The sequence below is a fragment of the Pantoea vagans genome (assembly GCF_004792415.1).
Classification (GTDB): domain Bacteria; phylum Pseudomonadota; class Gammaproteobacteria; order Enterobacterales; family Enterobacteriaceae; genus Pantoea; species Pantoea vagans.
In genome coordinates, this window is record NZ_CP038853.1 from 1,883,726 (window position 1) to 1,908,523 (window position 24,798).

28 protein-coding genes, 1 pseudogene and 1 other annotated feature are annotated in these 24,798 nt (G+C 55.1%); of the genes and pseudogenes, 11 read left to right on the forward strand and 18 right to left on the reverse strand.

Annotated features, from left to right (window positions below):
• The first annotated feature begins 1 nt into the window (after position 1).
• From oppC to oppF, 3 genes are read left to right on the forward strand one after another with little or no spacing between them, the layout of a single operon-like run.
• Complete coding sequence (oppC, locus tag EGO56_RS08750) at positions 2-910, forward strand: oligopeptide ABC transporter permease OppC (RefSeq protein ID WP_090960513.1); 909 nt, start codon at positions 2-4, stop codon at positions 908-910.
• A gap of 11 nt (positions 911-921) precedes the next feature.
• The gene (gene oppD, locus EGO56_RS08755) at positions 922-1,935 is read left to right on the forward strand and encodes an ABC transporter ATP-binding protein (RefSeq protein ID WP_013358040.1); all 1,014 of its coding nucleotides are present in this window, start codon (positions 922-924) and stop codon (positions 1,933-1,935) included.
• A complete protein-coding gene (gene oppF / locus EGO56_RS08760; protein ID WP_013358039.1) occupies positions 1,932-2,933 on the forward strand; it encodes a murein tripeptide/oligopeptide ABC transporter ATP binding protein OppF in 1,002 nt (333 codons plus the stop codon). The genes oppD and oppF overlap by 4 nt, the downstream gene beginning before the upstream one ends.
• 43 nt (positions 2,934-2,976) lie before the next feature.
• Here oppF and EGO56_RS08765 read toward each other — a convergent pair whose 3' ends face one another.
• Both EGO56_RS08765 and cls read right to left on the reverse strand, forming a co-directional pair.
• The gene (locus tag EGO56_RS08765; RefSeq protein ID WP_003853921.1) at positions 2,977-3,300 is read right to left on the reverse strand and encodes an HI1450 family dsDNA-mimic protein; all 324 of its coding nucleotides are present in this window, start codon (positions 3,298-3,300) and stop codon (positions 2,977-2,979) included.
• Between the two features lie 45 nt (positions 3,301-3,345).
• A complete protein-coding gene (gene cls, locus EGO56_RS08770; RefSeq protein ID WP_013358038.1) occupies positions 3,346-4,806 on the reverse strand; it encodes a cardiolipin synthase in 1,461 nt (486 codons plus the stop codon).
• A gap of 169 nt (positions 4,807-4,975) precedes the next feature.
• On the opposite strand from cls, the gene EGO56_RS08775 reads away from it, so the two are divergent.
• Positions 4,976-5,149: a YciY family protein gene (locus EGO56_RS08775; RefSeq protein WP_095707117.1), complete on the forward strand. Its 174-nt coding sequence runs from the start codon at positions 4,976-4,978 to the stop codon at positions 5,147-5,149.
• A 22-nt stretch (positions 5,150-5,171) separates the two neighbouring features.
• On the opposite strand, the gene EGO56_RS08780 is transcribed toward EGO56_RS08775, so the two are convergent.
• Complete coding sequence (locus EGO56_RS08780; RefSeq protein WP_135908572.1) at positions 5,172-5,489, reverse strand: hypothetical protein; 318 nt, start codon at positions 5,487-5,489, stop codon at positions 5,172-5,174.
• 345 nt (positions 5,490-5,834) lie between these two features.
• On the opposite strand from EGO56_RS08780, the gene ycgZ reads away from it, so the two are divergent.
• Positions 5,835-6,077 (forward strand): regulatory protein YcgZ, encoded by a 243-nt coding sequence (ycgZ, locus tag EGO56_RS08785; RefSeq protein ID WP_033732828.1) that lies wholly within the window; start codon positions 5,835-5,837, stop codon positions 6,075-6,077.
• A gap of 192 nt (positions 6,078-6,269) precedes the next feature.
• Here ycgZ and EGO56_RS08790 read toward each other — a convergent pair whose 3' ends face one another.
• Both EGO56_RS08790 and EGO56_RS08795 read right to left on the reverse strand, forming a co-directional pair.
• Entirely contained in the window at positions 6,270-6,455 is a 186-nt protein-coding gene (locus EGO56_RS08790) for a hypothetical protein (RefSeq protein WP_135908574.1), read from the reverse strand.
• A gap of 76 nt (positions 6,456-6,531) precedes the next feature.
• The gene (locus EGO56_RS08795) at positions 6,532-6,828 is read right to left on the reverse strand and encodes a YciI family protein (RefSeq protein ID WP_003853909.1); all 297 of its coding nucleotides are present in this window, start codon (positions 6,826-6,828) and stop codon (positions 6,532-6,534) included.
• 197 nt (positions 6,829-7,025) lie between these two features.
• Between EGO56_RS08795 and tonB the strand changes: the two genes are divergently transcribed.
• Positions 7,026-7,769, forward strand: coding sequence for a TonB system transport protein TonB (gene tonB / locus EGO56_RS08800; RefSeq protein WP_135908576.1), 744 nt, complete (start codon positions 7,026-7,028; stop codon positions 7,767-7,769).
• 36 nt (positions 7,770-7,805) lie between these two features.
• Here the strand turns inward: tonB and yciA are convergent, their stop codons facing one another.
• The 4 genes from yciA to EGO56_RS08820 are packed head-to-tail and all read right to left on the reverse strand — an operon-like array spanning position 7,806 to position 10,057.
• Complete coding sequence (gene yciA / locus EGO56_RS08805; protein ID WP_135908578.1) at positions 7,806-8,228, reverse strand: acyl-CoA thioester hydrolase YciA; 423 nt, start codon at positions 8,226-8,228, stop codon at positions 7,806-7,808.
• Between the two features lie 59 nt (positions 8,229-8,287).
• On the reverse strand, positions 8,288-8,827 hold the full coding sequence (locus EGO56_RS08810) for a septation protein A (RefSeq protein ID WP_135908580.1): 540 nt from the start codon (positions 8,825-8,827) through the stop codon (positions 8,288-8,290).
• A gap of 51 nt (positions 8,828-8,878) precedes the next feature.
• Complete coding sequence (locus EGO56_RS08815) at positions 8,879-9,613, reverse strand: YciC family protein (RefSeq protein WP_013358030.1); 735 nt, start codon at positions 9,611-9,613, stop codon at positions 8,879-8,881.
• A 27-nt stretch (positions 9,614-9,640) separates the two neighbouring features.
• Positions 9,641-10,057 (reverse strand): YkgJ family cysteine cluster protein, encoded by a 417-nt coding sequence (locus tag EGO56_RS08820; protein ID WP_013358029.1) that lies wholly within the window; start codon positions 10,055-10,057, stop codon positions 9,641-9,643.
• A 254-nt stretch (positions 10,058-10,311) separates the two neighbouring features.
• Between EGO56_RS08820 and ompW the strand changes: the two genes are divergently transcribed.
• The gene (gene ompW / locus EGO56_RS08825; protein WP_033732824.1) at positions 10,312-10,944 is read left to right on the forward strand and encodes an outer membrane protein OmpW; all 633 of its coding nucleotides are present in this window, start codon (positions 10,312-10,314) and stop codon (positions 10,942-10,944) included.
• Between the two features lie 48 nt (positions 10,945-10,992).
• Here ompW and EGO56_RS08830 read toward each other — a convergent pair whose 3' ends face one another.
• From EGO56_RS08830 to EGO56_RS08860, 6 genes and pseudogenes are all read right to left on the reverse strand, one after another.
• Positions 10,993-11,307 carry a BON domain-containing protein gene (locus EGO56_RS08830; protein WP_009089937.1) on the reverse strand — a complete coding sequence of 105 codons (315 nt, stop codon included), beginning with the start codon at positions 11,305-11,307 and terminating at the stop codon, positions 10,993-10,995.
• Between the two features lie 149 nt (positions 11,308-11,456).
• A complete protein-coding gene (gene trpA / locus EGO56_RS08835) occupies positions 11,457-12,260 on the reverse strand; it encodes a tryptophan synthase subunit alpha (protein ID WP_033783257.1) in 804 nt (267 codons plus the stop codon).
• Positions 12,260-13,450 carry a tryptophan synthase subunit beta gene (gene trpB / locus EGO56_RS08840; RefSeq protein ID WP_013358026.1) on the reverse strand — a complete coding sequence of 397 codons (1,191 nt, stop codon included), beginning with the start codon at positions 13,448-13,450 and terminating at the stop codon, positions 12,260-12,262. The genes trpA and trpB overlap by 1 nt, the downstream gene beginning before the upstream one ends.
• 46 nt (positions 13,451-13,496) lie before the next feature.
• A complete protein-coding gene (gene trpCF, locus EGO56_RS08845; RefSeq protein ID WP_135908582.1) occupies positions 13,497-14,858 on the reverse strand; it encodes a bifunctional indole-3-glycerol-phosphate synthase TrpC/phosphoribosylanthranilate isomerase TrpF in 1,362 nt (453 codons plus the stop codon).
• A gap of 2 nt (positions 14,859-14,860) precedes the next feature.
• Positions 14,861-16,455: pseudogene (trpD, locus tag EGO56_RS22495) on the reverse strand (bifunctional anthranilate synthase glutamate amidotransferase component TrpG/anthranilate phosphoribosyltransferase TrpD).
• A complete protein-coding gene (locus tag EGO56_RS08860) occupies positions 16,455-18,020 on the reverse strand; it encodes an anthranilate synthase component 1 (protein ID WP_013358022.1) in 1,566 nt (521 codons plus the stop codon). Before EGO56_RS08860 ends, trpD begins: the two are co-directional and overlap by 1 nt.
• Before the next feature lie 23 nt (positions 18,021-18,043).
• Positions 18,044-18,145: a sequence feature (Trp leader region), on the reverse strand.
• 153 nt (positions 18,146-18,298) lie between these two features.
• On the opposite strand from EGO56_RS08860, the gene rnm reads away from it, so the two are divergent.
• Positions 18,299-19,183, forward strand: coding sequence for an RNase RNM (rnm, locus tag EGO56_RS08865; protein ID WP_135908584.1), 885 nt, complete (start codon positions 18,299-18,301; stop codon positions 19,181-19,183).
• 12 nt (positions 19,184-19,195) lie between these two features.
• Positions 19,196-19,816 carry an L-threonylcarbamoyladenylate synthase gene (locus EGO56_RS08870; protein WP_013358020.1) on the forward strand — a complete coding sequence of 207 codons (621 nt, stop codon included), beginning with the start codon at positions 19,196-19,198 and terminating at the stop codon, positions 19,814-19,816.
• 12 nt (positions 19,817-19,828) lie between these two features.
• On the opposite strand, the gene EGO56_RS08875 is transcribed toward EGO56_RS08870, so the two are convergent.
• Positions 19,829-20,476, reverse strand: coding sequence for a hypothetical protein (locus EGO56_RS08875; protein ID WP_033783249.1), 648 nt, complete (start codon positions 20,474-20,476; stop codon positions 19,829-19,831).
• 783 nt (positions 20,477-21,259) lie between these two features.
• Between EGO56_RS08875 and rluB the strand changes: the two genes are divergently transcribed.
• The gene (gene rluB, locus EGO56_RS08880) at positions 21,260-22,150 is read left to right on the forward strand and encodes a 23S rRNA pseudouridine(2605) synthase RluB (RefSeq protein ID WP_135908586.1); all 891 of its coding nucleotides are present in this window, start codon (positions 21,260-21,262) and stop codon (positions 22,148-22,150) included.
• A gap of 54 nt (positions 22,151-22,204) precedes the next feature.
• Here the strand turns inward: rluB and cobO are convergent, their stop codons facing one another.
• Both cobO and EGO56_RS08890 read right to left on the reverse strand, forming a co-directional pair.
• A complete protein-coding gene (gene cobO / locus EGO56_RS08885; RefSeq protein WP_135908588.1) occupies positions 22,205-22,795 on the reverse strand; it encodes a cob(I)yrinic acid a,c-diamide adenosyltransferase in 591 nt (196 codons plus the stop codon).
• On the reverse strand, positions 22,795-23,556 hold the full coding sequence (locus EGO56_RS08890) for a YciK family oxidoreductase (RefSeq protein ID WP_135908590.1): 762 nt from the start codon (positions 23,554-23,556) through the stop codon (positions 22,795-22,797). The genes cobO and EGO56_RS08890 overlap by 1 nt, the downstream gene beginning before the upstream one ends.
• A 174-nt stretch (positions 23,557-23,730) precedes the next feature.
• Between EGO56_RS08890 and sohB the strand changes: the two genes are divergently transcribed.
• Positions 23,731-24,777 (forward strand): protease SohB, encoded by a 1,047-nt coding sequence (sohB, locus tag EGO56_RS08895; RefSeq protein WP_135908592.1) that lies wholly within the window; start codon positions 23,731-23,733, stop codon positions 24,775-24,777.
• Positions 24,778-24,798 lie beyond the last annotated feature (21 nt).

Here is a 24,798-nt window from a genome sequence, read left to right on the forward strand (position 1 = left end):
CATGATGTTAAGTAAGAAAAACAGCGAAGCTCTTGATGCGTTCAGTGAGAAGCTGGAAGTAGAAGGGCGCAGTCTCTGGCAGGACGCGCGTCGTCGTTTTATTCATAACCGTGCTGCCTCAATCAGCCTGCTGGTGCTGTTACTGATTACCCTGTTCGTGATTTTTGCGCCGATGCTGGCGCAGTTCACCTACGACGATACCGACTGGGCCATGATGTCCTCGCCGCCGGATACCACTTCCGGCCACTGGTTCGGCACTGACTCATCGGGTCGTGACCTGCTGGTGCGCGTGGCGATTGGTGGCCGCATCTCCCTGATGGTGGGTGTGGCCTCTGCGCTCATCGCGGTGATCGTGGGCACGCTTTACGGTTCGATTGCTGGCTATCTCGGCGGCAAAACGGACTCGGTGATGATGCGTATTCTGGAAATCCTCAACTCCTTCCCGTTTATGTTCTTCGTGATCCTGCTGGTGACCTTCTTTGGTCGCAACATCCTGCTGATTTTTGCCGCTATCGGCATGGTTTCGTGGCTGGATATGGCACGTATTGTGCGCGGCCAGACGCTGAGCCTGAAGCGTAAAGAGTTTATCGAAGCGGCCCATGTCGGCGGGGTATCAACCTGGAAAATCGTGGTGCGCCATATCGTGCCGAACGTGCTGGGGGTAGTGGTGGTTTACGCCTCGCTGCTGGTGCCAAGCATGATCCTGTTTGAATCCTTCCTGAGCTTCCTGGGTCTGGGTACGCAGGAACCTTTAAGCAGCTGGGGCGCACTGCTCAGCGACGGCGCTAACTCGATGGAGGTGTCGCCGTGGCTGCTGCTCTATCCGGCGGGCTTCCTGGTGGTGACGCTGTTCTGTTTCAACTTTATCGGCGATGGCCTGCGTGATGCCCTCGACCCGAAAGATCGTTAAGGAGTTTCCCGATGACTATTCATGAATTTCAGCCAGCAATGGCGGCCCGCGCGGGAAGCGAACAGCTACTTACGGTCAAAGATTTACGCGTGACCTTTGGCACGCACGATGGGGATGTGACCGCTGTTAATGACCTGAACTTCTCGCTGCGCGCGGGTGAGACGCTGGGCATTGTTGGTGAGTCGGGTTCAGGCAAATCACAGACGGCCTTTGCCCTGATGGGGTTGCTGGCTAAAAATGGCCGCATTGGCGGCTCGGCGATGTTCAACGGCAAAGAGATCCTGAACCTGCCTGAGAACCAGCTCAATAAACTGCGCGCCGAACAGATTGCCATGATCTTCCAGGACCCGATGACGTCGCTGAACCCCTATATGCGGGTGGGCGAGCAGCTAATGGAAGTGCTTAAGCTGCACAAAGGAATGAACAGCGCACAGGCGTTTGAAGAGTCAGTGAGAATGCTGGACGCGGTGAAAATGCCGGAAGCGCGCAAACGCATGAAGATGTACCCGCATGAGTTCTCTGGCGGGATGCGTCAGCGTGTGATGATCGCGATGGCGCTGCTGTGCCGGCCAAAACTGCTGATCGCCGACGAGCCCACTACGGCGCTGGATGTGACGGTGCAGGCGCAGATCATGACGCTGCTCAACGATCTGAAGCGTGAATTCAACACTGCCATTATCATGATCACCCACGATCTCGGCGTGGTAGCTGGGATCTGCGATAAGGTGCTGGTGATGTATGCCGGGCGCACCATGGAGTATGGCCGCGCCCGCGATGTCTTTTATCAGCCTGCGCACCCTTACTCAATCGGTCTGCTGAATGCAGTGCCGCGCCTGGATGCGGAGGGCGAGAGCCTGACCACTATTCCGGGCAATCCACCCAATCTGCTGCGTCTGCCGCAGGGCTGTCCGTTCCAGCCGCGTTGTTCGCACGCCATGGATATCTGCACTCAGGCTCCGCCGCTGGAGCCGTTTGGCGATGGCCGTCTGCGTGCCTGCTTTAAGCCGGTGGAGGAGTTAGTATGAGCACCGTAGCTGAAAAAAGAGTATTACTGGAAATCGCCGACCTCAAAGTCCATTTCGACATCAAAGATGGCAGGCAGTGGTTCTGGCAGCCGTCAAAAACTCTGAAGGCGGTGGATGGCGTCAGCCTGCGCCTTTATGAGGGAGAAACGCTGGGCGTGGTAGGCGAGTCTGGCTGCGGTAAATCGACCCTGGCGCGCGCCATTATCGGGCTGGTTAAAGCGACAGAAGGTCGGGTGGCCTGGTTAGGCCGCGATCTGCTCGGCCAGAGTGAAGAGGAGTGGCGCAAAGCGCGCAGCGATATCCAGATGATATTCCAGGACCCGCTGGCGTCGCTGAACCCGCGTATGACCATCGGCGATATCATCGCCGAGCCACTGCGCACCTACCATCCGAAAATGGCGCGGCAGGAAGTGAAAGACCGCGTCAAAAATATGATGATGAAAGTGGGGCTGCTGCCTAACCTGATTAACCGCTACCCGCATGAGTTTTCGGGCGGTCAGTGTCAGCGTATCGGTATCGCCCGTGCGCTGATTCTGGAGCCGAAGTTGATCATCTGCGATGAACCGGTCTCGGCGCTGGATGTTTCGATTCAGGCGCAGGTGGTGAATCTGCTGCAGCAGTTACAGCGTGAGATGGGGCTGTCGCTCATCTTCATTGCCCACGATCTGGCTGTGGTGAAGCATATCTCTGACCGTGTGCTGGTGATGTATCTGGGGCATGCAGTGGAGCTGGGTACCTACAGCGAGGTCTACAGCAATCCGCAGCATCCTTACACCCGTGCGCTGATGTCTGCCGTGCCGATTCCCGATCCCGATCTGGAAAAGAACAAGCAGATTCAGCTGCTGGAAGGGGAGTTGCCATCGCCGATTAATCCGCCGTCAGGCTGCGTGTTCCGCACCCGCTGTCCGATCGCCGGCCCGGAATGTGCGAAAACCCGGCCGCTGCTGGAAGGTAGTTTCCACCATGCGGTCTCCTGTCTGAAGGTCGATCCGCTCTAAAGCAAAACGCCGGGCAAGTGCCCGGCGTTTTGTTATCTGATGCTTACTCGCGCCACAGGATATGACAGAGCTTGTGATCTTTCTCGCGGCACAGCAGCACGCGGGCAAAGACATCAGTGATCGGCTCACCATCCGCTTCACCCAGCCCGATGACCACCTCAGCGAAAAAGTCCGGGTTCAGATCGAAATCGACATGATCTTTCCAGTCTTCAGAGGGATCAAACAGCTCTGCGCCACCGCGCTCTTCGAACTGCAGATTGAAGAGAATGACATCTGCCGGGTCGAGATTGTCGACGGCCAGTTCGAGAAAAATATCGTAGGCCTGTTCCAGCGTTTCATCTTCGGTAAGGCGATTATTCAAATCCATAGTCTGTCCTGTCGGCCTGCGGCCATTTACACAATCTGGCTCGTTTTACAGTAAAGGGCTGAAGAAGTAAAACAGTCGTTCGACGATGCGCTGCCACCACGCACGTTTTGCCCAGCGCTTGCCATCCAGCAGGCGTGAGCGGGCGATATAGTCATCCTGCACACAGGCGAGATCGCTGCCAAATCCGGCATCATCCACCACCAGCGTCACTTCAAAATTCAGCCATAAACTGCGCATATCGAGATTGACGGTTCCCACCAGACTCAGCTGTCCGTCGACCAGCACGCTTTTAGTGTGCAACAGCCCATCTTCGAACTGATAGATCTTCACGCCCGCTTCCAGCAGTTCGCTGAAGAAGGAGCGGCTGGCCCAGCCGACCAGCAGCGAGTCATTGTGACGCGGCACAATCACGCTGACACTGACGCCACGCTGTGCGGCTGTACAGATAGCATGCAGCAGATCGTCGCTCGGCACTAAATAGGGCGTGGTCATAATCAGCTGTTCACGCGCGGAATAAACCGCGGTCAGCAGTGCCTGATGGATCATATCTTCCGGGAAGCCAGGACCGGAGGCGATAACCTGCACGGTGTGGCCGCTCTCCTGCTCAAACGGCATGATGTTGCGATCGGGCGGTGGTGGAAGAATACGTTTACCGGTCTCAATCTCCCAGTCACAGCTGAACACAATGCCCATCGCGGTCGCGACCGGGCCTTCCATACGCGCCATCAGATCAATCCACTGGCCCACACCCGCGCTCTGTTTAAAGAAGCGCGGATCCACCAGGTTCATGCTGCCGGTATAGGCGATGTAATTATCAATCAGAACGATTTTGCGATGCTGACGCAAATCCATCCGTCGCAGGAACACGCGCAGCAGGCTGACCTGTAAGGCTTCCACGACGTCGATACCGGCATTGCGCATCATGCCGACCCATGGGCTGCGGAAAAAGTTGACGCTGCCTGCGGAGTCGAGCAGCAGTCGGCAATGAACGCCACGGCGTGATGCAGCCATCAGCGATTCTGCGACCTCATCCGCCAGTCCGCCGGGATGCCAGATGTAAAACACCATCTCAATATTATGACGGGCCAGCTGGATATCACGAATCAGCGCCTGCATGACGTCGTCCGCGCTGGTGAGCAGCTGGAGTTGGTTGCCCTTGACCCCGGCAATGCCCTGACGATGGTAGCAGAGCTCAAACAGTGAACGGGCAACGTCGCTGTGCTCGGTGGCAAAAATTTCCCGGCACTGTTTCAGGTCGTTGAGCCAGCGGGCGGTCGACGGCCACATGGTGCGGGCGCGCTCCGCGCGACGTTTGCCCAGATGCAGTTCGCCAAACGAGAGATAAGCGATAATACCCACCAGCGGCAGAATATAGATTACCAGCAGCCATGCCATCGCCGAGGTTACGGCCCGGCGCTTCATTAACACGCGCAGCGTAACCCCGGCGATCAGCAGCCAGTAACCAAATACCAGCAACCAGCTGATCAGGGTATAAAAAGTGGTCATAAAGTGGACATCCCGTTCGCGCTTTCGTCTGGCAAGTTTACGTGCAGATCACCGCTAACGAAACCCTTTATCCCGGACAGTCTCGATGAGAGATCTGATTTGGCATTACGGCGGAGATCTCTATAATGCCCTCGCACAGGTTTGCACGTATGAAGTCAGAGAGGAAGTGATGAAACGAAGCAGAAATGAAGTGGCGCGCTGGAGAATGTTACGTCAGGTGCATCGCCGCCGCTCCCGCTGGCTGGAAGGGCAGTCGCGGCGTTACAAGCGTATCCATTGCATTCGCCATCAGCTGGCCCAGCAACAACGTCGCTCGATCCTGTTTATTACGCAGTTAGTCTAGGTTATTTCGGGAACAGCCCTGTTCAGGCTTCAAAAAATCCCGATTCTGCCATGACGCGTCGCGCCATTGAATGTTCCTGACGCGACGCACCCCGGTCGGTGACTTCGCGCATCAGGCACTCCATCGTGCTGCCCAGCGCCGTCGGTCTGCGATATCCCGTCCGATCGTACCATTCGTAAGACCATTTTCCCGATTTACGCTGGTAATAGACGGTCAGCCACGCAGAGCAGTTTGCAGGGTAGCCACTCATAACTTCGATTTTCGGATCAACAATCGCCACAATTCGTGATAACAGTGGGTCGAGCAGAGTAAGTGCCTGGCCGGGATACGTTTTATTCATAATTTGCCCGCGATTCCGCTGTGCTTCCATTCAGAGGTTTAACTCACAAGAGCTAAATGTAGACAGCTCTGCCAGATAATTCCTCCCGACTGCTAAAAAAATGACACAGAGATCATTTTTTAAGGCGAAACAGGCCATCTCAGGGTGTATTTATGGGGGTGTACAGCCGCTGACGTTAAACCTGTACAACTTTACATTTTATCAAGTCATTGTTATGTAATGGTTTATCGATTTAATCAGCAGGCAGGGCGATATTTTGCGTTAAATACCTGTACAAGGAAGGCGTTGTTGTATAACTTTACCGCATCGGTTAGTAACTTTTAATGAATCCTATGAGGGTCAACCATGCAGACTAACGTTCGTATCCCCGCTTCAGTATCTGACATCTCCGCTTATTTACACAGTGCTGCGCAGCCTTCCCAGCAGGCCATTCTGGGTTCTGTGGTGACGGAAATTATCGCCTCTGGTCGTAGCCTGAATCGTAAAGCGATTTGCTCAAAACTCATCAGCCGTTTACAGCATGTCACCAGCCCGGAAGAAGAGCAGCACTATCATGCGCTGATCGGTCTGATTCTGGACAGGGGTTAATTCAACGCAACTGTGCCAGTGAGTGACGGGAAATCAAAGCGGGTTAACTGAGCAGGCAGGCCCGCTTAGCCATGAATAAGCGCTTAACGGTTATCCAGCGATCGTCGCGTTCAGCCGTATAAACAGAGGCGTAATGCAGTGCGAAAGCCCTGTCTCGCAGAGGGTATTCACGTTAATAAGCTGTATGAATAATTAACCCGAAAGACGTTGTGACGTCATCATCAGCGTTACATTCACCAACTGCAGTGCTGCCGCCAGCACGATCAGCATCACAATCCACTGCTTTTTATTACGCCAGCCCTTTGCTCGCCAGAGGTATAGCGCACCGCCAATCAGTAAAGCGATAATTGCCAGTAGCCCCGGAATGATTATCTGCATCTTTTCTCTCTGAATATTCAAAACAAAAATGGCTTCTGTGCCAGGCACAGAAGCCATTCTGACTGCAGATACGTTATCAGAAGACGCGTTTAAACGGCTTAACCGAGACCTGTTTGTAGACGCCCGCCGCAAAGTAAGGATCATCCTGCGCCCAGGACTGCGCGGCTTCTAATGATGGGAACTCAGCAATAACGGTTGAGCCGGTAAAGCCCGCCACGCCAGGATCGTTGCTATCCACAGCAGGCATCGGGCCTGCGATGATCAGGCGTCCCTCTTCCTGCAGCAGTTTGAGTCGCGCCAGATGGGCAGGGCGCACGGCGTTACGTTTTTCCAGTGACTCTGCAGTATCTTCTGCATAAATGACGTAAAGCACTAAGGAACTCCTGGTTATCAGAATTTTGCAACACGTTAAGGGATTGACGATTAGAGTGCAAACGAAACCTGTGGGCGGCTAATGGCTCAGCATAAAGGGCTAAAAAGCGCTTTTCTTCAGGCCGGATGGCGGGAGTTATTGAAACTGATTGCTATTTGCATTTAAAATCGCTGTTCTATTCAATCACTGCGACTGTTATGACCACGCTGACTATGCCATTACCTAAACGCACCCCTGTCTCTATGTTGTTGTCTGTTGCGCTGCATGGAGTCGTGATTGCCGGAATTCTTTATGCTTCATTCCAGCAGGTGATTGAGGTCCCCAAAGCATCGCAGCCCATCAGCGTTACCATGGTCGCGCCTGAAGTTCAGCCCGAGCCTGCACCGGCTATCGCAGAGCCACCTGCGCCACAACCTGAACCGCAGCCGGAGCCGGAACCGCAGCCCGTGCCGGAACCGCCAAAAGCGGAGCCGGTACCCATTCCGAAACCTGAGCCGAAGCCTAAGCCTAAACCAAAGCCGGAACACAAACGGGAGCAGCCAAAACGCGAGGTGAAGCCGCGTCAGGAGAGTAAGCCTCAGGCCGATCCGTTTAAGCAGGAAGCACCGGCGACACAAAGCAAACCGGCGACGGCGCCAAAAGCAACGCCGGCTCCCACCGCGTCGGCATCAAACGGTCCTAAGGCACTGAGCGTGAGTAAGCCTGGTTATCCTCAACGTGCCTTTGCATTGCGGGTAGAAGGGCGTGTCAGGGTGAAGTTTGATGTGGACAGCGACGGACGGGTGGATAACATCCAGATTCTCTCTGCTGAACCGCGCAATATGTTTGAGCGGGATGTTAAGCAGGCGATGAAAAAATGGCGCTATCAGAGCGGACAGCCAGGACAGGGTCTTACCATGAATATCGTGTTTAAAATTAATGGTGGCGCCAGCATTGAATAAGGCGTCGGGTCAGGCAGAAGCCGCCTGACCCGTCACTTATTCGGCAGGCTGCTGATTGGCGCGACCGGCTGGCAGAGGACGTGAATTGCCCTCATTGTCGACCGCCACATAAATAAAGACCGCCTCTGTGGCACAGTAGGTCTGCCCGATGGGCTCAGACGACACTTTTTTAATCCATACTTCCACATTAATCGTCATCGAACTGTTGCCGGTCCGGAGACAGCTTGCATGACAGCTCACCACGTCACCCACCGCGACAGGCTTCATAAATGACATGCCGTCGACGCGCACGGTAACAACGCGCCCTTCAGCGATCTCTTTCGCCAGGATAGCGCCGCCCATATCCATCTGTGACATCAGCCAGCCGCCAAAAATATCGCCATTGGCGTTGGTATCTGCCGGCATGGCGAGCGTACGCAGCACCATTTCGCCTTGCGGCAATTTATGTTTTTCGCTCATTGCTTCCACTTCTTATGCAGATGAATGCTAAAAAAATGCCCGGCGTACCGGGCAGATGATTATTTTTGTTCCTGCTGCGGCATCTGACGCCAGATATAAAGCCCGCTGAGCAGGGTAAACAGTAAGGTCAGACCGGAGAGACCGAACACTTTAAAGTTAACCCAAAACGCCTGAGATAACCAAAAGGCGACATAGATGTTCACCAGGCCGCAGATCAGAAAGAACAGCGCCCAGGCGACGTTCAGCCGACGCCAGACCGCGTCAGGCAACTGCAGCTCTTTACCCAGCATGCGCTGAATCAGCGTCTGTTGCATAAACCACTGGCTGTAAAGCAGGGCGGCGGCAAACAGGGTGTAGATCACCGTGACTTTCCACTTAATGAACTCATCGTTGTGGAACACCAGCGTCAGGGTGCCAAAGACGGCCACCAGCACAAAGGTGAAAATCGTCATCTTTTCCAGCTTGCGATAGAGCACCCAGCTGACGACCAGGGCCAGGCCAGTGGCCACAATCAGAGCGCCCGAGGCGACAAAAATGTCATACAGCTTGTAGAAGATGAAAAAGATCACCAGGGGAAGAAAGTCGAGTAGCTGCTTCATAGTTTTTCCATTCAGAGTTGCCTGCGAATGTGCCCGAAGGCACACCGTCAATCAACGTAACAGCATATAGAGCCGATAGAGATAGATAATCAACATGGCTGAAACCACATTGCCTGCCGCGGTAAAAATCACCGACGAGACATTGAGGGGTAATACCGTCAGCGATGAGAAGAAAAGCATCACAATGACTTTAGCCAGCAGCCAGAGCAGAATTGCCGGGGCGATCAGCCTGACATTCTTCCACGCCATCCGCATGCTGGCGCGCATGGCAGCAAAGACACCCATCTTCTCACTGGCCACCATTACTGGCGCCAGCGACAGCAGGATCGTCAGCAGAATGCCTGGCACCACCAGCACCATAAAGCCCAGCTGCGCGACCAGCGTCATCAGGAAGGTGAGCAGCAGCAGCTTTGGCAGCAGCGGTGCTGACGCGCCAATGGCCCGCAACGCACTGACGCGCTGGCCGGAAGAGACCATCGGAATCAGATAGAGCATACCGCCAAGCAGCAGCGTATTCCCCATCAGCGCGGCAAAGGTGCTGGCCGCCGAGGCGCGCAGCAGCACCTGTTGCTGTTCCGGTGACATATTCTGCACTATCTCAAACAACGAACTGGCGCTGTCATCGCCCTGCTGCAGGATGGCCATCTGATCGGCACCAGGTGTCAGCACATGCACCAGCATGACGGTGACAAACGCGGCCAGCAGCGACATCAACAGCACCGTAGCCAGTTGATGGCGCGCGAAATTTCCTGTGTCACGGTATAACGAGCTTGCCGTGATAGACATGTACACTCCTTGGAGGAACCGGGTTAATTAACCCGGCGATTGTACATGTTCTGGCAGCTCCGGGGCACCCGGCAGGGCATAACTTTCTGTAATATGAGGTAAAGAGGGTGCAAAAAGGGGAGGAAGGCCATAACGCGCGCGGGCGCGATCGCAGGCTTCGTTATGGATACCTTCTTCACCCGACATTGAGAACTCCCGACAGGGCGTCGGGCGTTGTTCATAAATGCCGCAGGAGACGCAGCCGCCAATGTCACCCTGCAGGGCGACGCAGCGAGGCGCACGATCGTTCGTACCACGCATGTTGCGCATTAACAGGCTTAGCGGCTCAGTTAATTCAGTGGGCACCAGACCGCCTGCATCGTCGGCTTCAGCCCAGTAAAATGAGACGCGGAAATGGGCGCAGCAGGCGCCACAGCTGACACAAGGGTTAGAGAGTTCACTCATTTGATCACCCGCCCCTCCCAGGGCATCGAACCAAAATCAACAATGAAGATAAGCAACATAGAGCTGGCGAAATTATTCAGCAAGCGGTATTTGCGTGCTGCTGAAAGCTCCGAAATTGATCTAAATCAATTCATTGTTTTTTAAGTAATTTATCTCAGGGCTACTGAGTGCAATTTTCTGTAAATCACGTTAAATAATTGCCAGCAAAAAAAGCGATTCCGTTCGCGACATTAACATTAAGCAAAGGAGTGATAATGAAACTGGCAAAATGCGCGATGCTGCTGGCCCTGGCTCTGCCTCAACTGGCGATGGCCCACGAAGCAGGCGACTTCTTTATGCGTGCCGGCAGCGCCACCGTCCGGCCCACCGAGGGTTCCGATAACGTGTTAGGCATGGGCGAGTTCAGCGCCACTAACGACACGCAGCTGGGCCTGACCTTCACGTACATGGCAACGGACAATATCGGTGTCGAGTTACTGGCCGCCACGCCTTTCCGTCACAAAGTGGGTCTTGGCCCGACCGGTACGCTGGCTACCGTACGCCAGTTACCGCCGACGCTGATGGCGCAGTACTATTTCTTCGACAGTAAAAGCAAAGCGCGCCCTTACGTTGGCGTGGGGATCAACTACACCACCTTTTATGATGCCGATTTCAACCAGACCGGTCGTGATGCAGGCCTGACCGATCTCAGCGTCAAGGATTCATGGGGTGTTGCGGGCCAGGTCGGTCTGGATTACCAGATTAACCGCGACTGGATGCTGAATGCGTCGGTGTGGTACATGGATATCGATACGGAAGTGAAGTTCAAAGCCGCTGGCGAGCAGCAGAACATCAATATGCGCATCGACCCATGGGTCTTCTTCTTCGGGGCGGGTTACCGCTTCTGATGAGAAAAAGGCCGCTGAATTAGCGGCCTTTTTTTGTCTGTGAAGACGTTATTTGATCTGCATATTGTTGACGACTGATTTCACGCCCGGCACGCTGCGCGTAACCTGAACGGCACGATTCGCCATCTGTGGTGATGAAACAAAACCGCTCAGCTGAACTTTACCTTTAAAGGTTTCTACGTTGATTTCAGTCGATTTCAGCGAGTCATCTTTCAGCAGTTCACCTTTAACTTTAGTGGTCACCACGGTGTCATCAATATAGCCACCGGTTCCCTCTTTGGTTGCGGTTGGCGCACAGGCGCTCAGTGTCAGCGCAACCACGCCCGCCAGTACAGCACCTGTCAGCAGTTTAACGAATTTCATTGCTTTCTCTCCCTGTCACAAAATGGATGCGACGTTACCGTAACGGCGCATTGTCATTGTGGTGCAGATTTTGCAAAAAGGGCAAATAGCGGAATGAAAAAAAAGGAAACAAATCATGCCTTATCGCGCGATAAGGCATGATGGCAGGATTAACGGCTGGCGGCCTTGAGGCGGCTGACAAAATTCTTCAGTTCACTCAGCATGACCTCAGGCTCTGCATGGTGTTTTTCAATGATTCTGACAATCGCAGAGCCGGAGATAGCGCCCGCTGCACCGGCAGCGATCGCCTCCTTCACCTGTTCCGGTTCTGAAATACCAAAGCCCTGCAGCGGTGGCGCGGCGTGGTATTCACGCAGCTTGTCGATCAGATGCTTCAGCGGCAGGCTGGCGCGGTTTTCAGCACCGGTCACACCCGCGCGTGACAGCAGATAGGTGTAACCCCGTCCGTGCGACGCGATCTCACGCAGCAGCTCATCGCTGGCGTTAGGCGGACAGATAAAGATAGGGGCTACACCATGACGCAGTGCGGCCTGACGGAAGGGCGCAGACTCTTCAACCGGCACATCCGCCACCAGCACCGAATCCACACCGGCTTCAGCACAACGGGCATAGAACTCATCCACGCCGTTGGTGAAGACCAGGTTCGCGTACATCAGCAAGCCAATCGGCAGATCCGGGTATTTACGGCGGATAGTCGCCAGCATTTCAAAACACTGGCTGGTGTTGGTGCCCGCCGCAAAGGCGCGCAGCGTCGCGTTCTGAATGGTCGGGCCATCTGCCAGCGGATCGGAGAAGGGAATACCCAGCTCCAGTGCATCAGCGCCACCTTCCACCAGCGCGTCAATCACGCGCAGTGAAAGCTCCGGAGAGGGATCGCCCAGCGTAACGAAAGGAACGAAAGCGCCTTCGTTATTCGCTGACAGCCGGGTAAACAGTTGATTGTAACGTTCCATCAGATTTCTCCCTGCGCTGTCAGAATGTCATGAACGGTGAAAATATCTTTGTCGCCGCGGCCAGAGAGGTTGACCACAATCAACTGCTCTTTTTCTGGTTCAGCGTGAATCATCTTCAGGGCGTGCGCCAGCGCGTGCGAGGATTCGAGCGCCGGAATAATACCTTCCGCGCGACACAGCTGTTTAAAGGCGTCCATCGCTTCATTATCGGTAATAGAGACATACTCCGCGCGACCAATGCTGTTCAGATGCGCATGCTGCGGACCGACCGACGGGAAGTCGAGGCCGGCAGAGATGGAGTAAGACTCCTCAATCTGGCCATCGTGGGTCTGCATCATCGGCGATTTCATACCGAAGTAGATGCCGACGCGACCATGTTTAAGCGGTGCGCCATGCTCGCCGGTTTCAATGCCGTGACCCGCAGGCTCAACGCCGATCAGCTTCACGCTGGTCTCATCGATAAAGTCGGCAAACATCCCGATGGCATTTGAACCGCCGCCTACGCAGGCGAGGATCGCATCGGGCAGGCGGCCTTCTCTTTCCAGAATCTGCTTTTTGGTCTCTTCACCAATCATGCGCTGGAACTCACGCACGATCGTCGGGAAGGGATGCGGACCCGCCGCGGTGCCGAGCATATAGTGTGAAGTCTCATAGCTGCCAGACCAGTCACGCAGCGCTTCGTTACAGGCATCTTTCAGCGTGGCGGAGCCGCTGTGAACCGGGATCACTTCTGCGCCCATCAGACGCATGCGGAACACGTTAGGGGACTGACGCTCGACATCTTTCGCGCCCATATAGATGCGGCATTTCATGCCCAGCAGCGCACAGGCCAGCGCGGAAGCGACGCCATGCTGACCGGCACCGGTCTCGGCAATGATTTCGTTTTTGCCCATGCGTTTGGCTAACAGCGCCTGACCCAGCACCTGGTTGGTTTTATGCGCGCCACCGTGCAGCAGATCTTCACGCTTGAGATAGAGGCGGGTTTTGGTGCCTTTCGTCAGATTTTTACACAGCGTCAGGGCAGTAGGACGGCCCGCGTAGTTCTTCAGCAGGTCGGTAAACTCGGCCTGAAACTCGGGATCTTTCTGGGCGTCGACAAACGCCTGTTCCAGCTGGCGCAGGGCTGGCATCAGGATCTGCGGAACATACATTCCGCCAAATTCGCCAAAGTAGGGATTCAGTAACGTCATTTTTTATCTTCCTTTCTCGGGCCCGCCGTAGAGCAGGCCAGGCAAATCAGTAGGCACGCAGTGTCTGAAACACCGCGGCAATTTTACGGGCATCTTTGATGCCAGGCGCGCTTTCCACGCCCGAGTTGAAGTCCAGTCCGGCACAGCCCAGCTGCGCGGCTTCAACACAGTTATCCGCACTCAGGCCACCGGCCAGCAGCACATTGTCCAGCGTCTGCCCCTGTAACAGCGACCAGTCGAAACGCTGTCCGGTTCCGCCATCGCCATTATCAAACACATAACGGTCGACGTGCGGCCAGTCGCGTGCCGGCAGGGCACCTTCAATGCGCAGCGCCTTCCAGATTTGAATCTCTGCTGGCAGAGCCTCGCGCAGTTCGGCCACAAATTCTGGTGTTTCATTACCATGCAGCTGTACTGCTGACAGCGAAAGCGCGCTGGCCTGTGTGACAACGTCACTGACAGAGTTGTTGCGGAACACGCCGACGTAGCGCAGCGGCGCGGCGGCGATCACGTTCTGCGCGGTAGCGGTGTCAATCTGACGTGGTGATCCTTCCGCGAAAATCACACCGCCATAAATTGCGCCAGCTTCATAGGCGGCACGGGCGTCTTCGGCACGCGTCAGACCGCACACTTTATTGCTACCCAGCGTAACCCGACGCACCGCACCGGTCAGGTCAGCTTCTTCCATCAGGGCAGAGCCAATCAGGAAGCCGTTGGCAAAGTGGCTCAGCTCACGAATATCTGCGTAGCTGTTTATGCCCGATTCGCTGATCACGGTGACGCCGTGTGACAGGCGCGGCGCCAGCTGACGGGTGCGGTTGAGATCGATAGAGAGATCGCGCAGGTCGCGGTTGTTAATCCCCACGACTTTTGCCTGTAGCGCGATAGCCCGCTCCAGTTCCTCTTCATTACTCACTTCGGTCAGAATGCCCATCTTCAGGCTATGCGCCACGGCGGCCAGCTGACGATACTGCTCATCATCCAGCACCGACAGCATCAGCAGAATGGCATCCGCCTGGTAGTAACGGGCCAGATAGATCTGATAGGGGTCGATGATAAAATCTTTGCACAGCACCGGCTGGGTAATGGCGGCGCTCACAATCGGCAGAAAGGCGAAGTCGCCCTGAAAATATTTCTCATCGGTCAGCACGGACACCGCAGAAGCATAGTGGCGGTAAACCCCGGCAATGGCGGCCGGATCGAAATCCTCGCGAATCACGCCTTTTGAGGGGGACGCCTTTTTACACTCCAGGATAAACGCGGTTCTTGCACCCTGCAGCGCGTCGTAGAAATGACGGCTGGCAGGTTCAATGCTGTTCTGAAAGGTGGAGAGAGGCTGCTGCTGCTGACGGGCTTCAACCCAAATCGCTTTGTCCTGAACAATTTTTTCTAACACGGTGCCTTTCATGATTATCCTCTTGCTGCCAGTGCGACGACGCGTTCATAAGCCTGCCCGCTGCGGATGGCGTTAAGCGCCTGCTGTGCGTTTTCACGCAGATCTTCCTGACCGAATACTTTAAGCAGCATCGCCACGTTAACGGCGACCGCTTCCTCATGGGCCTGCTGGCCATTACCCTGGAGTAAAGCCGTCAGAATGTCACGATTTTCTTCCGGCGTGCCGCCTGCCAGCGCCTCTTTGGGATGGAAGCCAAAACCAAAGTCTTCCGGCGAGAGCTGATAGCGGGTGATTTCCCCTTCACGCAGCTCAGCCACATGCGTCACATCGTGCAGCGCCACTTCATCCATGCCGCCACCGTGAACCACCGCCGCACGCTGATAACCCAGCACTTTCAGGGTCTGCGCAATCGGCAGCACCAGTTCCGGGCTGTAGACGCCAATCACCGCCAGTGGCGGGCGCGCCGGGTTGATTAATGGACCTAACACGTTGAACAGCGTGCGGGTCTTCAGCTGCTGGCGCACTGGCATCGCGTGGCGAAAGCCGGTGTGATACTGCGGCGCAAACAGGAAGCAGACGTTAAGGTCGTCCAGCGCCTGACGCGCCCGATCAGCGGGCATATCCAGATTGATACCAAAGGCAGCCAGCAGGTCAGACGAGCCCGATTTGCTGGAGACGCTGCGGTTGCCGTGCTTCGCCACTTTCAGACCGCAGGTGGCGGCAACAAAGGCGCTGGCCGTAGAAATATTAATGCTGTTGCTGCCATCGCCGCCGGTGCCGACGATGTCCGCGAAAGCGTAATCCGGGCGGGGAAAGGGTTTCGCATCTTCCAGCAGCGCGGTGGCGGCTCCGGCGATCTCTTCCGGCGTTTCACCGCGCACTTTCATAGCGACCAGTGCAGCGGCGAGCTGCGTGGGTTCCAGCTGTCCGGTAATAATAGCGCTGAACAGCTGATGACTCTCAGCCTGATTCAGCGTCTGCGCCTGGTAAAGTTTTTCCAGTGTCTGTTGCATCGTTATTCTCCCTGTTACTTCGCCAGCGCCCAGGCCAGCGTCTGCTCAAGCAGGCGCGCGCCCTGAGAAGTCAAAATCGATTCAGGATGGAACTGAAACCCGCAGACGCGATCGGTTTCATGACGAACCGCCATCACCATCCCGTTAAAGCTGGCATTAACCGTCAGCTCATCCGGCGTGTTGCTGCCTACCAGCGAGTGATAGCGCGCCACCGGCAGCGGATTGCTCAGGCCAGCAAACATCGCCTCGTCGTCATGGACGATAGACGAGGCTTTGCCGTGCAGGATTTCGCCCGCCTGGCCTACATGGCCGCCATAGGCTTCCACAATCGCCTGATGTCCCAGACAGATGCCGATGATCGGCAGGCGTCCGCGCAGCACCCGCAGCAGCTCCGGCATACACCCGGCATCTTTTGGCGCGCCGGGGCCGGGTGACAGCATCAGCACCGGATCTTCCATCCGCTCCAGCTGAGCAATTAACAGTTCAGCGGGCAGGTTGTTGCGGTAGATCACCACGTTGTGACCAAAGGTCCGCAGCTGATCAACCAGGTTGTAGGTAAAAGAGTCGATGTTATCGAGCAGCAGAATATCGGCCATCAGAAGATCTCCTTGCAGTGATGGGCAGTCGCGATAGCGCGCAGAACGGCGCGGGCCTTATTGCGGCTTTCATCAGCTTCAGCCTGCGGATTAGAATCCAGCACCACACCAGCACCCGCCTGAACGGTGGCAACGCCATCTTCGACATAGGCCGAACGAATAACGATGCAGGTGTCGAGATCGCCCTGCGCGGTGAAGTAGCCCACCGCGCCACCGTAGCTGCCGCGACGGGTGCGTTCAGCACCGGCAATCAGCTGCATAGCGCGAACTTTTGGCGCACCGCTCAGCGTGCCCATATTCATACAGGCGCGATAGGCGTGCAGCACGTCGAGGTCGGCGCGCAGCGTGCCGACGACGCGGGAAACCAGATGCATCACGAACGAGTAGCGATCAACTTTGGTCAGGTCAGCCACGTAACGGCTGCCGGGCACGCAGATGCGCGCCAGATCGTTACGCGCCAGATCGACCAGCATCAGATGTTCAGCCAGCTCTTTATGGTCGGTGCGCATCTCCAGCTCAATGCGGCTGTCGAGGTCGCGGTCCAGCGAGCCATCAGCATGGCGGCCGCGCGGGCGGGTACCGGCAATCGGGTAGATCTCAATCTGACGCGAGGTGGCGTCATACTTCAGTGAACTCTCTGGCGACGCGCCAAACAGGGAGAAATCCTGATCCTGCATAAAGAACATATATGGGCTGGGATTGCTGTTTTTCAGCGTGTCATAGGCGGCCAGCGGTGACGGGCACGGCAGCGAGAAGCGGCGTGATGGCACGACCTGGAAAATTTCACCGATGCGAATCGCCTGCTGCATGGTGCGAACGACTTCACAATATTCTTCATCGCTCTGGCTGGTGGTCAGCGTCATCTGTTCGACCTTTTGTACCGGCAGCGCAGGTGCTGGCTGCAGCATCTGGCCATGCAGCTGCTCGATACGGCGTTGCAGACGCTGGAATTCGCTGGTGGACGGGCAGAACAGGCTGGCCTGCAGACGCGCGCTGCGGGTCTGGTGATCGATCACCAGTAATGTCTCTGCCAGGTAAAAACAGTAGTCAGGGCAGCGCTGCTGATTATCCAGTTCCGGCAGGGTTTCAAAACCAGCCACCAGATCATAGGCAAACAGACCACCCAGCAGCACGGCTTCGCGCTCGTCGGCAGGGGCGTTAACCAGCTGGGGAATCAGTCGCAGTGCATCAAACACCGAAAGTGCTTTGAGACGGGAATCTTCGTCCTGATGCGGATCGGTGCTCTGCGGAAAAGTCAGCTCACGGCCATCGGGACGGACCTGATTGCTGACGGAAGCGGGCAGAGCCTCATCCAGCAGCGGCAGCACGGCACGGCCATTTTCTGACAGCGCCTGAACGGTCACCGTATTACCCATGGCGCTGATACGCAGCGCGCTGTCGACAATCAGCAGACTTTTTAAATTACGCTTGCTGTCGATATCCGCAGATTCGAGCAGCAGGGTTGCCGGACGTGCGCCGCACAGCTGGTGAAACACTGCGGCCGGATCTTCGCGATAAGGCGCGGTGCCGGTAATCAACTTCACTGTAGGTTTCGCATTTGGCATGATGATTTCTCTGAATTTCGCTCAAAAAAAAGCCCGCTCGGTGGCGGGCTCAGGTATTAGCACAGCGGTTACGCAAAGTGTGCACGATCCTGTCGCCCGTTTTCGGGAACATCGCGCCAACCGTTAAAATGCGTGATTACAACAGCCATGATTGAATACCCGTTACGTGTGAACTTGTGTACTAGTTAACGGGTTCATGGCGTAAATGTCAATACACTTTTTCACTGACCGTGAAAATCGTTATCATGCTGGCCGGTTTAGTTTTAGCAGGAGTTCTCTTGAGCGATATCGCCCGTTTCCCGGTTTATGATTTACACAGCCACACGCGCGCCTCCGATGGCTTACTGACGCCAGCAGACCTGGTGCAGCGAGCCGTTGAGATGCGCGTTGGCGTACTGGCGATCACCGATCACGACAGCGTTGCAGGGGTAGAGGAAGCGCAACAGACGGCACGCGACCACGATTTACCGATAAAAGTGCTGGCCGGGGCAGAGATCTCCACGCTGTGGGAGAACCATGAGATTCACATCGTCGGCCTGAACATTGATATTCATCATCCGGCGATGGTGACGTTTCTGGCCGGACAACATGACTGCCGTCGGACGCGGGCGGAAGAAATCGGTGAGCGACTCGCGAAGGCACGTATCCCGGATGCGCTGGCGGGTGCGATGCGTCTGGCTGATGGCGGCATCATTACCCGTGGTCACTTTGCCCGCTTCCTGATTGAACAGGGCAAAGCGGACAATATGGTGCAGGTATTCAAAAATTATCTGGCGCGTGGCAAAACCGGCTACGTGCCGCCACAATGGTGTACAATTAAACAAGCTATTGATGCGATTCATCATTCTGGTGGGTGTGCCGTGCTGGCGCATCCTGGCCGATACGGCTTATCGGCGAAGTGGCTTAAACGGCTGGTCGCCCATTTCCGCGAGGCGGGCGGCGATGCGATGGAAGTCGCGCAGTGCCAGCAGCCACCCAATGAGCGTACAACACTGGCACAATACGCCAGAGATAATGAACTGGCCGCATCACAAGGTTCTGATTTTCATCAACCCTGCCCGTGGATTGAGCTGGGCCGTAAACTCTGGCTGCCCGCAGCGGTTGAGCCGGTCTGGGAACGCTTCCCGGATCTCGCGCCCGGCCTGACAATCACGGAAAGGTGACACGAGGTTTCTATGAGTCAATTGTTTCACATTCATCCGGACAATCCCCAGCCACGGCTGATTAACCAGGCGGTCGACTACCTGAACAAAGGCAGCGTTATTGTCTATCCTACCGACTCTGGCTATGCGCTGGGCTGTCGGCTGGAGGAGAAGGGCGCAATGGAACGCATCTGCCGTATCCGTCAGCTCGACGGGCACCACAACTTCACCCTGATGTGCCGGGATCTTTCGGAGCTGTCGGTTTATTCGCAGGTCGGCAACTCGGCTTTTCGCCTGCTGAAAAACAACACGCCAGGCAACTACACCTTTATTCTCAAGGCGACCAAAGAAGTGCCGCGTCGCCTGATGAATGAAAAGCGTAAGACCATTGGTCTGCGCGTGCCCTCCAATCCGGTGGCGCTGGCGCTGCTGGAAGCACTGAATCAGCCGATGATGTCGACTTCATTGATTCTGCCGGGCAACGATTTTACCGAGTCAGACCCGGAAGAGATCCAGCACAGCATTGGTAAGCTGGTCGATCTGATCATCGACGGCGGTACGCTGGGTCAGCAGCCGACCACGGTGGTCGATCTGACCACCGATTCGCCAGAAATCGTGCGTGAAGGCGTGGGCGATACTCGCCCGTTCCTGTAATTACGTCGGGCTTCAGACACCGCGCGACGGTGTCTGAGCCAGATTCGACTCTAACCAGTTCTTAAACTGACCGTAAGGAATATAAAGTGATACATCTTTAAGGATCACTTTGTTATTACGCCCATTCTTAATCGAGTCAGAATAGCCAACAATAACGCCGCCCAGCGTATCATCCCGATTATAAACGCCACCGCCAGACATTCCCTGAACGACGCCCGCATTCGAGGCCATCGCTAAGCAGGGGCTTTTATTCCATTTATTCCGAATAGCCGTGCGGGCTAAATTAACCCCGGACGATTCAACCGGCATCGCTGAAATAAAGCTGTAGCCATACATTTTAACCGGATCGCCGATGTCGCTGCTGCGGAACTTAGTCAGCGTGCTGGCATCATTCTTGTGATAAATAATCGCAAGGTCGCAATATGGGTGATAAGACTTCACACGCTGCACAGCAGTTTTAGCCACGTGCGCAGCCGTGAGGCTATATTCAGGCGTCAGAGGAATGCTGGTGCCCAGTGTACCCAGACCGAGGATCGTCGGAATGCCTGTCACGCTCATATCTACGTGCTGCATCGCCGTACGACTGTACTCGGTGTGGCCCACGGAACACCCGCTCAGCACCAGTGCAGCGAGCACCGGGCACAGAAACAGGTTTCTCATGATGTTTTTCTTTATTCAGGCATGTCGGGAAATCCCTGGTGAAGATTTTTGACATGCAAGCAGGGTTCATCACTGAACCGTATTAACGCAACAACTCCGGATGCGCCGGTTTATTGGATTAATGTAAAAACACTATTTTTATTAACGATTGGCAAAAGCCAGACTGCAATGTCGCAAGGCCTCTTTAATACGGCCTTTGCTTTTTTATTGTGCTGCTGAGATACAGTGTATCAGCTTAATAGTGTCGTACAATTTATTAAATCTTATAAAAACCAAATGCCATGAGAAATAAGGTTTTAAATAAATCTTCATTAAGAATAATCTGATGTTTTGCGTTATTTGTGGTTTTTTGTATCAAAAAAAACTTAATTTGTGGTTTTTTGTGCCAGGTATGTCGTTTTTTATCAGGGGATTAATGGTCAGTACGAAGTCGTGGAAGTGTAAGATAGCGTTAAGATTTTTATCTGTCGGACATGACATTAATGAGAAAAGAGTGGTCAGGAAATTTAATTGTCTTCAGCTATAAAGTTTTCGACATATGCATTTTATTAAACATATTTTCTAATCATTGCAACGATCCTTATTTAATCAGCCATAAAGATTATCAGGGTTAAAACTATCTGAGACTGACTCTTCTTTATTCGCTGTTGGCGTACTGATAAAGCGCGTTACTTCAACGTTAAATGCCTGTATAATGGGGCGAACTTACTAAGTTAACCTGTTGATTTAGAAAGGATTATCACCTAATCATGACGCCTGGGAAGGCGACAAAGAGGAAGCTCAATGAGCGAAAAGTTACAGAAAGTCTTAGCGCGTGCCGGTCATGGCTCGCGTCGTGAAATCGAATCAATGATTGCTACCGGCCGTGTCAGCGTTGACGGCAAGATCGCCACCCTGGGCGACCGCGTCGAAAGCAGCAAATCCCTGAAAATCCGTATTGATGGCCATCTGGTTTCTATTGCTGAATCAGCAACCGAAGTCTGCCGCGTGCTGGCTTACTACAAACCGGAAGGCGAACTCTGTACCCGCAGCGATCCTGAAGGCCGCCCGACGGTGTTTGACCGTCTGCCGCGTCTGCGTGGCTCACGCTGGATTGCCGTTGGCCGTCTGGATGTGAACACCTGTGGTCTGATGCTTTTCACCACCGACGGTGAACTGGCGAACCGCCTGATGCATCCGAGCCGTGAAGTGGAACGTGAATATGCGGTGCGCGTGTTTGGTCAGGTGGACGACGATAAAATTCGTCAGCTGAGCAAGGGCGTTCAGCTGGAAGATGGTCCGGCTGCGTTTAAAACCCTGAAGTTTGGCGGTGGAGAAGGCATCAACCAGTGGTACAACGTGACTCTGACCGAAGGACGTAACCGTGAAGTGCGTCGTTTGTGGGAAGCGGTCGGTGTGCAGGTCAGTCGTCTGATGCGTGTCCGCTACGGCGATATCACGTTACCAAAAGGCCTGCCACGCGGTGGCTGGACCGAACTGGATCTGCCTGCGGTTAACTATCTGCGTAACCTGGTGGAGCTGGATGATGAAACGGTCACCAAGCTGGTGGTCGAAAAAGATCGTCGTCGTACCAAGGCGAACCAGATTCGTCGTGCGGTGAAACGCCACAGCAAAGTGAGCAGCACGCCACGTGCGCCACGCCGCAATCCGGGCAGCAAACGTAACTCCGGTTAATCGTGTTGCCCGATTGCTAAAAACGCAGCCCCAGGGCTGCGTTTTCTTTTTCTGTTACCAGTCAATGCCCTGCTGAGCCTGTATACCGGCATCAAAGGCGTGCTTCACCGGCCGCATCTCCGTCACCGTATCCGCCATTTCAGTCAGGCTGCGATGACAGCCACGTCCGGTAATGATTACGCTCTGATGCGCCGGGCGCTGTTGCAGAGCGGTAATCAAATCGTCCAGCGGCAGATAATCCATGCTGACCATATAGGTGATTTCGTCCAGCACTACCAGGTCAAGCTGCGTATCGGCCAGCATGCGTTTTGCATGCTGCCACACGGCCAGACAGGCGGCGGTATCCGTTTCGCGGTTCTGCGTATCCCAGGTGAAACCGGTTGCCATCACCTGAAACTCTACACCATGCTGTTCCAGCAGATTACGCTCACCATTCGGCCAGTCACCTTTAATAAACTGAATCGCCGCCGCACGCTTGCCATGTCCTGTAGCGCGCAGGGCGGTGCCAAAAGCCGCCGTCGTTTTGCCTTTGCCGTTGCCGGTGAACACCATCAGGATGCCACGCACCTCGGTGGCTGCCGCAATCCGCGCATCGACCTGCTCCTTTAGCCGCTGCTGACGCTGTTGATGACGATCGTCAGCCACTACTCTGCGGCTCCGGGTTTTCTGCCCGGCTGCGCATCAAAGCTGATACCGGTTTTGCGCCGGCTGTCATCACCCATCAGATAAAGGTAGAGCGGCATCAGATCGGCAGGCGTTTTCAGCTTGTTAGCATCTTCCTGCGGGAAGGCGCTGGCGCGCATTTTGGTCCGCGTTCCGCCCGGATTAATGCAGTTCACCCGCAATGCCTGCGTTTTATACTCATCCGCCAGCACCTGCATCATGCCTTCGGTGGCAAATTTAGAGACGGCATAAGCCCCCCAGCCTGCGCGACCGGTTCGGCCAACGCTGGAGGTGGTAAACACCAGTGAACCGGCATCTGACTTCAACAGCAGCGGCAACAGCGCCTGAGTCAGGAAGAAGGTGGCGTCCAGGTTGATGTTCATGACCTGCTGCCAGATCTGAGGGTCGAGTTCCGCCAGCGGCACGATTTCACCGAGGATACCGGCATTGTGCAGCACGCCATCAAGACGCGGAAACTGCTGTGACAGCTCTTCTGCTACCTGATGACAACGTTCCGGTGTCGCTTCAGCCAGATCAAACACGACGGTATGAGCAGCACATTTATTAAGTTGATCGATAACCTCTTTGACCTGCTGAAGCTTCTCAGGGTTACGGCCCATCAGGATCACTTCAGCGCCATAACGGGCATACGTCAGCGCCGCTTCCCGGCCAATGCCATCTGAAGCGCCAGTGACCAGGATAATACGGTGATTGAGCAGGTCGCTTTTCGGTTGATAATGCACAGCGGGGTCCTCCAGCGAAAACAGCATGATTCCGCTTTATGCCTGAATTTACGAATGGGCGCAATCGCCAGACCACCCATTCTGTGCCGGCTGCTGGCATTTCAGGCGACGGAGCAGGGTAAAACGGCTAAACTGGCGAATTGTTTTTTTATTCTTTGTGACTAAGGCGACCTGATGGATTTTATTTCAACGTATGGACTGTTTTTAGCAAAAGCGGTGACGCTGGTGGTTGCCGTCGCTGCGATTGTCATGATTATCATGAATGCCGCGTTGCGCAAACGGGCACAAAATGGTCAGCTTCGCCTGACCCATCTGGGTGATGACTATCAGCAGATGAAAGAGGATTTGCAGCTGGCCAAAATGAAGCCGCAGGCGCAGAAAGTCTGGCTGAAAAATCATAAAAAAAGTGAAAAGCTGAAAGCCAAAGCGGAAAAACAGGCGGCAAAGCAGGGACAGACAGAGAGCGTTAAGCCCACGCTTTATGTACTCGATTTTAAAGGCAGCATGGATGCCGGTGAGGTGAGCTCACTACGTGAAGAGATTTCAGCTGTGCTGGCGGTGAAGCAGCCTGGCGATGAAGTGCTGCTGCGTCTGGAAAGCCCTGGCGGCGTGGTGCATGGCTATGGTCTGGCAGCGTCGCAGCTGCAGCGCCTGCGCGATGCGGGTCTGCGCATCACGGCGGCCGTTGATAAAGTGGCAGCCAGCGGGGGTTACATGATGGCCTGCGTGGCCGATCGCATTGTGGCGGCACCGTTCTCGATCATTGGCTCCATCGGCGTGGTTGCGCAAATCCCTAACTTCAACCGCCTGCTGAAGCGTAACGATATTGATGTTGAGCTACATACTGCCGGACAGTACAAGCGCACGCTGACGCTGTTTGGTGAGAATACCGAAGAGGGACGTGAGAAATTCCAGGAGGATCTTGACGAAACGCACCTGCTCTTCAAGCAGTTTGTTCACCAGATGCGCCCGACACTCGATATCGACCGGGTGGCAACCGGTGAACACTGGTATGGTCGCCAGGCACTGGATCTCGGCCTGATTGACGAAATCGGCACCAGCGATGACCTGATCATCCGTCAGATGGATCAATTCAGCGTACTTGGCGTGCATTACGCCCGCCGTCGTAAAATGATGGACCGTTTTACCCAGAGCGCTGGCTCAGTGGCTGAGCGGTTGCTGCTGAAACTCTGGCAGCGCGGCGAAAAGCCACTGCTCTGATGCGAAACCCGGCCTGTGCCG